This window comes from Coprococcus sp. RTP21204st1_G4_RTP21204_210225 (assembly GCF_040915385.1).
Lineage (GTDB): Bacteria > Bacillota > Clostridia > Lachnospirales > Lachnospiraceae > Allocoprococcus > Allocoprococcus comes.
Genome location: NZ_JBCPDP010000001.1, coordinates 71,943 through 83,755 on the forward strand (window position 1 = coordinate 71,943; position 11,813 = coordinate 83,755).

At 40.1% G+C, this 11,813-nt stretch carries 14 protein-coding genes; 1 reads left to right on the top strand and 13 read right to left on the bottom strand.

Going from position 1 to position 11,813, the window contains the following annotated elements; translation table 11 throughout:
* Window positions 1-52: 52 nt before the first annotated feature.
* The 9 genes from AB5213_RS00400 to AB5213_RS00440 all read right to left on the bottom strand — a co-directional run bounded on the left by AB5213_RS00400 (window position 53) and on the right by AB5213_RS00440 (window position 6,213).
* Window positions 53-250, bottom strand: coding sequence for a zinc ribbon domain-containing protein (locus tag AB5213_RS00400; RefSeq protein WP_008373560.1), 198 nt, complete (start codon window positions 248-250; stop codon window positions 53-55).
* Window positions 251-297: 47 nt separating this feature from the next.
* Complete coding sequence (locus tag AB5213_RS00405) at window positions 298-714, bottom strand: YjdF family protein (protein WP_161285591.1); 417 nt, start codon at window positions 712-714, stop codon at window positions 298-300.
* Between the two features lie 283 nt (window positions 715-997).
* Window positions 998-1,372 (bottom strand): TnpV protein, encoded by a 375-nt coding sequence (locus tag AB5213_RS00410; protein ID WP_161285592.1) that lies wholly within the window; start codon window positions 1,370-1,372, stop codon window positions 998-1,000.
* A gap of 3 nt (window positions 1,373-1,375) precedes the next feature.
* The gene (locus AB5213_RS00415) at window positions 1,376-2,794 is read right to left on the bottom strand and encodes a plasmid recombination protein (RefSeq protein WP_279325872.1); all 1,419 of its coding nucleotides are present in this window, start codon (window positions 2,792-2,794) and stop codon (window positions 1,376-1,378) included.
* Window positions 2,795-3,086: 292 nt separating this feature from the next.
* Complete coding sequence (locus AB5213_RS00420) at window positions 3,087-3,314, bottom strand: DUF5348 domain-containing protein (RefSeq protein WP_055053912.1); 228 nt, start codon at window positions 3,312-3,314, stop codon at window positions 3,087-3,089.
* A 150-nt stretch (window positions 3,315-3,464) separates the two neighbouring features.
* On the bottom strand, window positions 3,465-3,698 hold the full coding sequence (locus AB5213_RS00425; protein ID WP_330675914.1) for a complexin-2: 234 nt from the start codon (window positions 3,696-3,698) through the stop codon (window positions 3,465-3,467).
* 115 nt (window positions 3,699-3,813) lie between these two features.
* Entirely contained in the window at window positions 3,814-4,815 is a 1,002-nt protein-coding gene (locus tag AB5213_RS00430; protein WP_195999184.1) for an AAA family ATPase, read from the bottom strand.
* Window positions 4,787-6,004 (bottom strand): site-specific integrase, encoded by a 1,218-nt coding sequence (locus tag AB5213_RS00435; protein ID WP_195999183.1) that lies wholly within the window; start codon window positions 6,002-6,004, stop codon window positions 4,787-4,789. The genes AB5213_RS00430 and AB5213_RS00435 overlap by 29 nt, the downstream gene beginning before the upstream one ends.
* 14 nt (window positions 6,005-6,018) lie before the next feature.
* Window positions 6,019-6,213: a hypothetical protein gene (locus tag AB5213_RS00440; RefSeq protein ID WP_055053915.1), complete on the bottom strand. Its 195-nt coding sequence runs from the start codon at window positions 6,211-6,213 to the stop codon at window positions 6,019-6,021.
* Between the two features lie 159 nt (window positions 6,214-6,372).
* On the opposite strand from AB5213_RS00440, the gene AB5213_RS00445 reads away from it, so the two are divergent.
* Window positions 6,373-6,987 (top strand): helix-turn-helix domain-containing protein, encoded by a 615-nt coding sequence (locus AB5213_RS00445; protein ID WP_070100139.1) that lies wholly within the window; start codon window positions 6,373-6,375, stop codon window positions 6,985-6,987.
* Window positions 6,988-7,188: 201 nt separating this feature from the next.
* Here the strand turns inward: AB5213_RS00445 and tuf are convergent, their stop codons facing one another.
* The 4 genes from tuf to rpsL form a co-directional block, all read right to left on the bottom strand.
* Window positions 7,189-8,382 carry an elongation factor Tu gene (gene tuf / locus AB5213_RS00450; RefSeq protein WP_044999124.1) on the bottom strand — a complete coding sequence of 398 codons (1,194 nt, stop codon included), beginning with the start codon at window positions 8,380-8,382 and terminating at the stop codon, window positions 7,189-7,191.
* A 118-nt stretch (window positions 8,383-8,500) separates the two neighbouring features.
* Complete coding sequence (fusA, locus tag AB5213_RS00455; protein WP_044999122.1) at window positions 8,501-10,618, bottom strand: elongation factor G; 2,118 nt, start codon at window positions 10,616-10,618, stop codon at window positions 8,501-8,503.
* 18 nt (window positions 10,619-10,636) lie between these two features.
* Window positions 10,637-11,107, bottom strand: coding sequence for a 30S ribosomal protein S7 (gene rpsG, locus AB5213_RS00460; RefSeq protein ID WP_207642082.1), 471 nt, complete (start codon window positions 11,105-11,107; stop codon window positions 10,637-10,639).
* Window positions 11,108-11,318: 211 nt separating this feature from the next.
* Window positions 11,319-11,741 carry a 30S ribosomal protein S12 gene (gene rpsL, locus AB5213_RS00465; RefSeq protein ID WP_008373516.1) on the bottom strand — a complete coding sequence of 141 codons (423 nt, stop codon included), beginning with the start codon at window positions 11,739-11,741 and terminating at the stop codon, window positions 11,319-11,321.
* Window positions 11,742-11,813: the final 72 nt, after the last annotated feature.

An 11,813-nucleotide genomic window follows, 5' to 3' on the forward strand; every position in this document is an offset into this window, starting at 1 on the left:
ACCCCTCCCTAAATTCCGTTTTTCTTAATTCTAAAAATCTGAAAGTTGTCTTTTAAGATTTCAATTTCGTTAAATCCTCTAAATACATTTCTGTATAGCCACATTCTGGGCAGACTGCAACTCTAACATCATCTATAGTTGTCGCCTTTTGTTTTTCATCTACACGAACAACCATCCCATAGCCACCGCCATTAACTTTAAGTCTTAAATCTAATTTCATACTTGCTCCACACTTTTCACATTTCCTCATTGTTTATACCTTCAAATCCCGAATTTGAGAAAAAGCCCAAAGGACTTTTAATGTCCCTTATGCTTTTCTCTTTTCTTTCGCTGTTTTAGTTCAAACATTCGCTGTTCTTCCGCCTCTTTTTTCTTTCTTTTTTTTTCTTTACGCTCCTGCTTGTTCTGTTCCTGTTGTAATTTCAACGCTTGTTGCGATTTTGTGCCAATGCCAGTTTCCAGTATCTGTTTTTTTGCTGCACGCTGCATCCGTTTCGGATTTCTTTTTATATCCTTTACAATAGCTTCAACAGCTGGACTGAATTTCAAACCAAAATAGTATTTTTGAACATATTCCTGCACTTCATAATCTTTTGGTTCTGCACCAAATGTTACCTTTGCCACAGATAATTTTCCATCTTCAATACGCTCAAATATACCTACCCAAAATGGTTCTTCAAAATATACCGTCAGTTTTCCATTTACTTTGTCCATAAAAATCCCTCCTAAAATTTATTGGGCAAAGAATGGACAACCCGGAGGGGCAGGTTACTTACCCTATTTACATAGGACGGCCGGGCTACCTACCGGCTCTGGCACATCAAAGATGCACGTTGCGTTTTTATCTTTGTTTTGATAACCAAGCCATATGGCACGATTAACTTAATTCGGTAACTTTCGATTTACCTTCACTTTATTTTACCATAGTGCTTTCTAAAGTGCTATTCTAATATATACAAAAGTGTAAAAGGGCAATCTTATCGACTGTCACTTACAATCACACACATACCAGGTTTTTCAATACAATCTCTTCTGCACTGGCTTTTATATTATTCATTAACCTAACCCACTTCATCTGATCCTGTACCTTTAATTCTTCAGTTACACCCTGTTTTTCTACCATCTGTTTCATAAGCATTTCCACCTGTTCTCTGACTTCCTGATCGATCTGATTCAGATGTTCATTCAATTTTCCGGTCAATAACATGTATTGATATCTTGCTGATCTGTGTTCTTTTAAGAACTGCTTTCGTAACATTCCATATTTTCCATATGTCGGTTCTTCTTCTCTTAAAACCAGATCCGGCAAATAGTAATCTCCATGCAACGTATAGCTCATTCCATTTTTCTCATCATAAATCTGTTTTTTCATAGTCTAAATCTCCAATCCTTTGTATTTTGTTTTATTTTTCTTACGTTGTTGGTTTTCAATCTGGCTCTTTTGAGTTGCCCATTCCAACTGTTTCAGAACGCTTCCCTTTGGCATTTGTTCCATTCGACGCTGCTCTTCCAATTCCTTTTGTTCTTTAATATCCTGCTGCACTACATCCTCTACAACTTCTGTTCCCAGAATACGCACCACTCTGTCATATCTGTCCGAAGTCTCCTGTAAACGTTGATTATCATTTGATAATTTTCCATTTTCCTTACGTACATCGTCTAACTGTTTCTGGATATTATCACATTCCTCAACAGATTTTTGATATTTATTTTTCCAACTTTCTACCATTTTGTTAAGTTCTACAACCTTTCCAGCTAATGCAGCAATCTGATTCTTCATCTTGATAAACAATGGCTTGATTTTATTTTCTCTGTAAGGTACTGCACGTTCAAATGTTCCTGCCTCCGGTAAAAACGTCTTAATCATTCCATATTCTTTTATTTCCTTACTGGCATTATCCATAATTGGTTGTAGCACATTCCGACGATCTTCCAGACTTTTTAGTTCTTTTTCTGCGTCCTCTGCCATTTGTTCTGCTTCTTGCTTCTCCCTAATTGCCTGTTCCTTATCGTCTTTTAAAATCTGGATATCTGCTCTGGATTCCGCAATTTGTGCTGTCAGTTCTTCGTTTTCTGCAGTTAGATACTCTTTCTCCTGCTCCAACTCCTGTACTTCCTTTTTCCGCTCTTTCTTCTTGAAGTTATAAACATCCAAATGTTCCTCATGAGTACCTTTCTGTTCCCATTCAATGCCATGCTGTTTTGCAATCTCTGCCAGGACCTTTTTTTCATGGTTCATCCACTGGTTCAACTCTGTATCATGCTTATTTCCACCTTGAAATCCAAGACTTTTTAATGCCTGTTTCAACGAAACTCTGGTGTCCATTCCCTTTCCTTTCCAATCAGTCACATAGGGAATAAAATCAATATGTAAATGTGGAGTGGCTTCATCCTGATGTAGATAACAACCAAATACCCGTAGCGTTGGATTCCGTTTCTGGAAGTCCTTTACATACTCATCTAGCACTTTTACCGCCAGATCTCCTTCTGCTGTTCCGACAGCCATATCTTCTCTATTTCCAATCTGGAAAATCGCTTCATGGAACAACTTCTCCTGTTTTCCCTGCCGGATTTTTTCATAGTAATTTGTAATCTGCCGGTCCTTTCTTTTCCCAAGGTTGTATCTCTCCACAGCATCATCAAATAACTCTTTATAGACTTCCTTCAGATTTTCATTCTGGTAACAAATATTTAATTGTACTCTGTCCGGTTCTACATTCTCTGCGAAAAACTCTCTCCTGTTATGAGCCAGAGAGCCTTTCCCAATCATACCGCTAATTGTTCGTTTTATCATAATGTTTCTCACCTCTTCTCTAAGCAAGTGCCAGATATGACACATAATTTTTATTTACGCCAGTCATGGCGATATTAAGAAACTTTCGCCGGATACGGCGGTTTTGTTACTTTTGTCAAAAGTAACGCAAAAGCACTTTCGACAGCCGTACCGTCCATCAAAAGTACCCTTGCGCCCTCCGGGGGTGCAAGACGTCCAGTGGACGTCTGTTCTGCACCGACTGAAGCCGAGCGAAGACCTATTTTATTCCTCACGTTAGTCGGTTGGCTTCTGCGTTACTCTCTCGGCTAAATTATTCTGGTATTCTTGCCTGCACATATTCCAGATCTCCACAGTACGGTGTTCCTACCAGATACCATTCTCTTGCCGGATTCATCTCCATTCTTGTCCGTACCCACTTATCATCAACCAGTACCTCAAGACCTTCTCCACAGTGAAATCCCGTATCAATCCATAAGTCTGATGCCAACAACCCATATCTGTCATTGCTACTGTTATATCCTAATCTTCCCTGTTTCATTGTATCTTTCTCCCTTCTTCACAACTATCAAATTTACAGCCGTCTCACATTCCAGCTACAGCTTTCCGTCTACACCTTACCAACTTTCTCCTTGTTTACTTCTCACAGGGGCGTGACACGCTCCTGTAAAAAGGTAATCAACAAAAACTGTTACCATCGAAAGCTCCCGTGCATTCCTTTTCTGTCCAGATATTCCTGCCGGAACTTTTCTCGTTCTTCTTCTGTTGGTGCAGTTTTGGATTTACTGTATACCTCACGATTTACCATTGCATCCAGCTTTTTCTCCAGACCTTTTCTTATATCATCTGCTTCCTGTTCCTGATCCAGTAAATGATATTTTATAATCTTTCCAAATAACTCCTCTGGAATCATAACGTTTTTCAAGCTCTCACCTTCTTACAATTTATGTAAGGACGCAACACTGCAATGTCTTTACAGATTGCAACCTTGCATTTTAATTCCGCATTTTCTATATACTCTGCAATGTTGCACCCTTAATTTATTCCGGCTTAACTTTATCTAAATCCCAATACCATGAATTGCCGATTCGTCTTGCCTTAATTTCAAGTTCCTTTTTTGCATTTTCCAGTGTTCTTTTAGAAATATTCAAATCTTCTGCCATATCAAAGATTTCACTGCTTTGCACAGAAGTTGATGTTTCTGCCAGTTCCCTCAGCATCTTCTTTGCCTGTTCCAGTTTATTTACCTTTGGCGCAATTCCACCAAGCACCTCATCTGCTGTGATTTCATAGTCACCTATCCACTCAAATCCTGTTTCTGTCAAGCGAAATGCTTTGGAATGCCCAAATACAGCCAGATTATTTTTAATCTGAACCACTGCTCTTAAATCCGGTTCTCCCTCTATTCTTCCTACCAGTAATACGCTTCTGGCTACTGCAAAAAAGTCAATCGAACCCATTCCTCTATATGCAGCTTTATTTCCCCCAGCTTTATTCATGTGTCCGATTAATAAAATTGCACATTTGTATTTTTCTGCCAACAAACTCAATCTTTTCGTCATATCCCTTGCTTCATTTGCCCGGTTCATATCCATTGTTCCTCCAAGGTATGCCTGAATCGGATCTAAAATAAGCACTCTCGCACCAGTCCGTTTGATAGCAGTTTCCAGTCTCTCATCTATCATGGAAAGTGATTTTTCTGTTTCATCTATAACCATGATTCTTTCACAGACCGCTTCTGCCAGCTCCAGTCTGGGTTTTACCGTATCTGCCAGCCCATCTTCCGCTGTCTGATAAATAATATTTACTGGTTCTGTTACTTTCATATCGTTATCCAGACCTTCTCCTTTAGACAATCTCGCTGCAATATTTAATATCAGCGTAGTTTTTCCATCGCCCGGATCACCCTGAATGATCGTTAATTTTCCATAAGGGATAAATGGATACCAGAGCCAGTCCACTGTCTGGGACTGGACATCTGACATCTTTATCATTTTCAATTCTGTTTTATTCTCATTTCTCTGTTCCATAAATTCCTCCATTTTCCCAACTGTTCTCGCCAATTCTCTGTTGTTCTCTGGAAGAATCCCTGCTATAATCAACTTGTCTAGGGTTGACATTTGTGGATTCGTCCCCATTTGTCACATCGCTCCGGTTGTTCGTACTTCCGGAGCTTTTTATATTTTCATCATCCAGCATATCTGCCACCACTTTCTGCTGATCTGGATATAAGTGCCCATAAGTATTCAATGTAATGCGAATGTCCGTATGTCCAAACCTTTCTTTAATCATCAATGGTGGCACTCCCTTATTAATCAGAAATGCCGCATGACTGTGACGAATGTCGTGTACTCTTATCTTTTTTACTCCGGTCTTTTGAACCACCTGTTTTAACTTATGCTGTACCGCTTCATGAACCATTGGAAAAATCCGTTCATCTTCGGGCAACTCATACAGTCTGCTAATATAGTCCTGAATCTCTTTTTTCAGAAATTCCGGTATGGAAATCGTACGGTTTGATTCTTCTGTTTTTGGAGATGTAATCACGTCCTCTCCATGCATACGGTAGTAAGTTTTATTGATATGAAGTAGATTCCTTTCAAAATCAATGTCAGCAGGTGTAATGCTGAGTGCTTCGCCTTCTCTCGCTCCTGTCCAGAATAATAATTCAAACAGCACATAATATTTGCTTCCCGGTTCTATTCCGGTCATAAACTGCCGATATTCTTCAATTGTCCAAAACTTCATTTTCTTTTTTGAAGTCTTTCCCATACGTTTTACTTTGTCACAGGGATTATCTGCCAGATTGTAGATATTCTTCGCATGATTGAATAATGCCGTCATCTGATTCTGTATTGTTTTCAGATAATCATCTGAATATCCTTTTTCAATAATCGTATTCTGCCACTGGATAATCTCTGCTGGTGTAATACTGTTCATTGGTCTGTCCTTAAAATACGGTAACAGTTGAGCCTTCATCGTATCTCTTTTATTCTTGATACTCCTGTCCTTCAATGACTGAGACTTGTCTCGGAAGTAGACTTCTACAAACTCTCCCATTGTCATATCCATGTCTGCTTTCGCTGTTCTTTTATACTCCGCTTCAAAATTTAATGCTTCTTTCTTAGTGCGGAATCCTCTTTTTACTTTTCGCTTTTTGGCTCCTGTCCAGTCCTCATAATAAAATGAAACATACCAGGTTCCTCTTTCTTCATCTTTGTATGCTGCCATACTTTCTCCCCCCTTTACATTGCAATCTGGGAATATCCATAAAATTTCTTTTCCCAGAATGCTCTCGGTATCTTGCCCGCAACGGTCACATATCCCTGATCTGCAAGCTCTTTGTTCAGTTTGCGAAGTAGCTTGTAAGCATATCCAAGTGAAATCCCCATGCTCTCTGCAACTTCTTCCGCTGTAATCATATAGTTTTGTCTCTGCATATCATTTCCTCCTTGTCTATAATTATCATTTTCACTGATACTATATCATTTTGAATAATCATTGTCAATGGTTTTTATCTGTGTGAATGATATTTTTCTATATTGTTGATTTTTATCATTTGTGATATACTAATCATAGCTTTTAAGGAGGTGGATAATATGCAGGAATCATCTATTTCAGAAAAAATAAAAGAGCTACGAACTGATCTGAAGATGAATCAAAAAAACTTTTCCGCAGCTATTGGTATACGTCAGTCAACTTTATCCAGTTATGAAAATGGTGTGGTTACTCCCTCCAATGATGTGTTATTGACTATTGCTCAGAAATTTCATGTCTCACTGGACTGGTTATTTGGATTATCTGAAAATAAAGTACAGATTTCTACTCTCAGCGATATTCTTTGGGTTTTACTGCAGATGAATGAATCCAATGAACTCCGGTATGAACTGGATATAAATAATAAACTTCCCGGTGATATAGAAACAGAAACACAGAAATGGTATGCCGGACTTCGCTTTTATGGAAATGATCCGGAACATTCTTTAAACGCAGATATGTGTAATTTTCTTGCTGATCTGCAGGAGAACAGAGAAAGCCTGGAATCTTATTTCACAGGCAAAGATATGTTTGATATGTGGAAAAAGCAGACGTTGGAATACTACACTTCCAAACCTGTCACCCATAAAGAAATTGAAGAACTGGATTTTGAGACACGAATCCGTAAACGAGATGAACTTTTAACACAGAAATTTTCCAATAACGAACAGAAATAGTATCATAACAGTATCACAGGCAGATATGCGAAGGTTTTCATTTTCTTCCCATACCTGCCTGTTTTTAATTTATTCGCTATTCTTTACAGCCTTATTTTAAACTTTTACACAAAACAGAAAAACCCCAGAAACCTTGGTTCCGGGGTATCTTACGTTTGGACACAATGTACCTTGCGGTACTCAATATATATTAGTCAGTGATTACTCGATGATTGTAGCAACACGTCCTGATCCTACAGTACGTCCACCTTCACGGATAGCGAAACGAAGTCCCTGTTCCATAGCTACTGGATGGATCAGTTCGATTGTCATTTCTACGTTATCACCAGGCATGCACATTTCTGTTCCTTCTGGAAGTTCGCAAACACCTGTTACGTCTGTTGTACGGAAGTAGAACTGTGGTCTGTAGTTGTTGAAGAATGGAGTATGACGTCCACCTTCATCTTTTGTAAGAACGTATACCTGTGCAGTAAACTTGTGGTGGCAAGTTACTGAACCTGGTTTACAAAGAACCTGTCCTCTTTCGATTTCGTCTCTCTGAACACCACGAAGAAGAGCACCAATGTTGTCACCAGCCTGAGCTTCATCAAGAAGTTTACGGAACATTTCAACACCTGTTACAACTACTTTACGTGTTTCTTCTTTAATACCAACGATTTCTACTTCATCAGATACGTGAAGTACACCACGTTCTACTCTACCAGTAGCAACTGTACCACGTCCTGTGATAGAGAATACGTCTTCTACAGGCATAAGGAATGGTTTGTCTGTATCACGTTCTGGATCCGGAATGTATGAATCAACTGCATCCATAAGTTCCATGATCTTGTCTCCCCATGGTCCGTTCGGATCTTCAAGAGCTTTAAGAGCTGATCCCTGGATGATTGGAGTATCATCTCCTGGGAATTCATACTCGTCAAGGAGTTCACGGATTTCCATTTCTACTAATTCAAGAAGTTCGTCATCGTCAACCATATCACATTTGTTCATGAATACAACGATGTAAGGAACACCTACCTGACGAGAAAGCAGGATGTGCTCTCTTGTCTGAGCCATAACACCATCAGTAGCAGCTACAACAAGGATAGCTCCATCCATCTGAGCAGCTCCTGTAATCATGTTCTTTACGTAGTCAGCATGTCCTGGGCAGTCAACGTGTGCGTAGTGACGTTTCTCTGTCTGGTACTCAACGTGAGCTGTAGAAATTGTGATACCACGTTCTCTTTCTTCTGGAGCTTTATCGATATCTTCAAAGTTCTCTGCTGTGTTTCCTGGTACTCTTGCTGCAAGTGTCTTTGTGATAGCAGCTGTAAGAGTTGTTTTACCGTGGTCAACGTGACCGATAGTACCGATATTACAATGCGGTTTTGTTCTTTCAAATTTAGCTTTAGCCATTTTGAATATCCTCCTTAAATATACCACCCAATAGGGCATTTTAGTTTACGATGTTTTAACTCGGCTAATACTGATTATATTTCATAAAGTACAGTTTTTCAAGCCTTTTTCGTATTTTTTATGCGTTTTTGTTAGATAAAATCTTTTCCTGAACAGACTTCGGAACTGGCTCATATTTTTCGAAGAACATTGAGTAGTTTCCACGTCCCTGAGTTCTGGAACGAAGGTCTGTAGAGTATCCGAACATTTCTGAAAGCGGAACATATCCTCTAACGATCTTTCCACCGCCGAGGTCATCCATACCTTCGATACGTCCACGACGAGAGTTGATATCACCGATAACATCTCCCATGTACTCTTCCGGCATAGTAACTTCAACTTTCATGATAGGCTCAAGGAGTACCGGGTCAGATTTCTTCATAGCATCTTTGAATGCAAGAGAACCTGCAATGTGGAATGCCATTTCTGAAGAATCGACTTCATGGTAAGAACCATCATATACGGTTGCATGAATACCTACTACAGGGAATCCACCAAGAATACCAGCTTTCATGGCTTCTTCAATACCTTCGCCTACAGCCGGAATGTATTCCTTCGGAATTGCACCACCGACAACAGTAGAATCGAATTTGTATGTTTCTTCACCATTGACATCCATTGGTTCAAATTTAACTTTACAGTGTCCGTACTGTCCACGTCCACCTGACTGTTTAGCATACTTGCTGTCAACATCAACTGCTTTTGTGAAGGACTCTTTGTATGCAACCTGCGGAGCACCTACGTTAGCTTCTACCTTGAATTCACGAAGAAGTCTGTCTACGATGATTTCAAGATGAAGTTCTCCCATTCCGGCGATGATTGTCTGACCTGTTTCCTGATCAGTATGAGCACGGAATGTCGGGTCTTCTTCTGCAAGTTTTGCAAGAGATTCACCAAGTTTACCCTGAGAAGCTTTTGTCTTAGGCTCGATAGCGAGCTCGATAACTGGTTCTGGGAATTCCATAGATTCAAGGATTACCGGATGCTGTTCATCACAGATTGTATCACCTGTAGTTGTGAACTTGAATCCGATCGCTGCTGCGATATCTCCTGAATATACTTTATCCAATTCCATTCTCTTGTTAGCATGCATCTGAAGGATACGTCCAACACGTTCTTTTTTATTCTTTGTAGCGTTCAATACATAAGAACCTGAATTCATAGTTCCTGAATATACACGGAAGTATGCAAGCTTACCTACGAACGGGTCTGTCATGATCTTGAATGCAAGTGCTGAGAAAGGTTCTTCATCTGAAGAATGTCTTACTACTTCATTACCATCTTCGTCAACACCCTGGATTGGCGGGATGTCTGTCGGAGCCGGCATATATTCAACGATTGCATCCAGAAGCTTCTGAACACCCTTGTTTCTGTAAGCAGATCCACAGCAAACCGGTACTGCTGTACATTCACAAGTAGCTTTTCTAAGAACTGCTTTGAGCTGATCTACTGTCGGGATTTCGTCCTCAAGATACATCATCATAAGTTCGTCATCCAATTCACAGATCTTTTCAACCAGTTCTGTATGGTAAAGCTCAGCATCTTCTTTCATGTCATCCGGGATTTCACATACTGTGATGTCATCACCCTTGTCATCATTGTAGATGTAAGCTTCCATTTCCATAAGGTCGATGATTCCCTTGAAATCATCTTCTTTACCGATTGGTAACTGAAGAACGATAGCGTTCTTACCCAATCTTGTCTTAATCTGTTCTACAGCGTTGTAGAAGTTTGCACCTAAGATGTCCATCTTGTTAATGAAGGCCATTCTTGGTACGTTGTATGTGTCTGCCTGACGCCATACGTTTTCTGACTGAGGCTCAACACCACCCTTAGCACAGAATACACCTACAGCACCATCCAGTACACGAAGTGAACGTTCAACCTCTACAGTGAAGTCAACGTGTCCCGGAGTATCAATGATATTAATACGATGCTCAAGAGCACCTTTTTTCGGTTTTGTATGATCTTCAAGTGTCCAATGACATGTTGTAGCTGCTGAAGTGATCGTGATACCTCTTTCCTGCTCCTGTTCCATCCAGTCCATGGTAGCAGTTCCTTCATGAGTATCACCAATCTTATAGTTAACACCGGTATAGTATAAGATACGCTCTGTAAGAGTGGTCTTACCAGCATCAATATGCGCCATAATACCGATATTTCTGGTTCTCTCTAATGGATATTCTCTTCCAGCCAAGATTTTTTCCTCCTATAATTAGAAACGATAGTGAGCAAATGCTTTGTTTGCTTCTGCCATCTTGTGCATGTCTTCTTTCTTCTTTACAGATGCGCCAGTGTTGTTAGCCGCATCAAGAATTTCATTTGCAAGTCTTTCTTCCATTGTCTTCTCGCCTCTGTTACGAGAGTACAGTGTAAGCCAGCGAAGTGCAAGAGCCTGTCTTCTGTCTGCTCTTACCTCGATCGGTACCTGATAAGTAGCTCCACCGATACGTCTTGCCTTTACTTCAAGTACAGGCATGATGTTGTTCATTGCTTCTTCAAATACTTCGATAGCTGGTTTTTCAGCTTTCTCTGCGACTTTGTCAAATGCTCCGTATACAATTTTCTGAGCTACACCTTTCTTACCGTCAAGCATAATGTTGTTGATAAGCTTTGTAACTACCTTGTTGTTGTATAACGGATCCGCTAATACGTCTCTTTTCTGAGTATGTCCTTTACGTGCCACGGTTCTTCCCTCCTTATACATATTGGCAAAGCTTTGCTTTGCGTGAATAATTCATCGGTACTCACATGTGTCTTTCTATGTGTATCGTTGGCGGGACAATCTCCGATGCCTGCCACGTGGCAGGCGATATCTGAATTAAACCCGCAACCAACTATTCTCATAGTTCTGTTTGTGATACGATTTAGTTTCGTTTTACACTAAAATCAAGTGCTTATTTCTTTGCGTCTTTTGGTCTCTTTGCTCCGTATTTAGAACGAGCCTGACGTCTCTTTGCAACACCTGCTGTATCAAGTGTTCCACGAACGATATGGTATCTTGTACCCGGAAGGTCCTTTACTCTTCCTCCACGGATAAGAACAACGCTATGTTCCTGAAGGTTGTGACCTTCTCCTGGGATGTAGCTTGTTACTTCGATTCCGTTTGAAAGACGTACTCTGGCGATCTTTCTAAGAGCTGAGTTCGGTTTCTTCGGTGTAGCTGTCTTAACTGCTGTACACACACCTCTCTTCTGTGGTGCAGATGTGTCTGTAGCTCTTTTCTTCAAAGAATTGTATCCTTTCTGGAGAGCCGGTGCAGTAGATTTCTTTACAGCTGTCTGACGACCTTTTCTTACTAACTGGTTAAATGTTGGCATCTCTTTCACCTCCTATGAAGTAATAATTGGTTACGATTTTAAACAAGTTCTGTTTAAAATGCGCAGAAAAAC

What these genes read in the sequence shown, in the direction of transcription:
- AB5213_RS00400 (WP_008373560.1), bottom strand. Translation starts at nt 250, where the DNA reads ATGAGGAAATGTGAAAAGTGTGGAGCAAGTATGAAATTAGATTTAAGA.
- AB5213_RS00405 (WP_161285591.1), bottom strand. Translation starts at nt 714, where the DNA reads ATGGACAAAGTAAATGGAAAACTGACGGTATATTTTGAAGAACCATTT.
- AB5213_RS00410 (WP_161285592.1), bottom strand. Translation starts at nt 1,372, where the DNA reads ATGAAAAAACAGATTTATGATGAGAAAAATGGAATGAGCTATACGTTG.
- AB5213_RS00415 (WP_279325872.1), bottom strand. Translation starts at nt 2,794, where the DNA reads ATGATAAAACGAACAATTAGCGGTATGATTGGGAAAGGCTCTCTGGCT.
- AB5213_RS00420 (WP_055053912.1), bottom strand. Translation starts at nt 3,314, where the DNA reads ATGAAACAGGGAAGATTAGGATATAACAGTAGCAATGACAGATATGGG.
- AB5213_RS00430 (WP_195999184.1), bottom strand. Translation starts at nt 4,815, where the DNA reads ATGGAGGAATTTATGGAACAGAGAAATGAGAATAAAACAGAATTGAAA.
- AB5213_RS00435 (WP_195999183.1), bottom strand. Translation starts at nt 6,004, where the DNA reads ATGGCAGCATACAAAGATGAAGAAAGAGGAACCTGGTATGTTTCATTT.
- AB5213_RS00440 (WP_055053915.1), bottom strand. Translation starts at nt 6,213, where the DNA reads ATGCAGAGACAAAACTATATGATTACAGCGGAAGAAGTTGCAGAGAGC.
- AB5213_RS00445 (WP_070100139.1), top strand. Translation starts at nt 6,373, where the DNA reads ATGCAGGAATCATCTATTTCAGAAAAAATAAAAGAGCTACGAACTGAT.
- tuf (WP_044999124.1), bottom strand. Translation starts at nt 8,382, where the DNA reads ATGGCTAAAGCTAAATTTGAAAGAACAAAACCGCATTGTAATATCGGT.
- rpsL (WP_008373516.1), bottom strand. Translation starts at nt 11,741, where the DNA reads ATGCCAACATTTAACCAGTTAGTAAGAAAAGGTCGTCAGACAGCTGTA.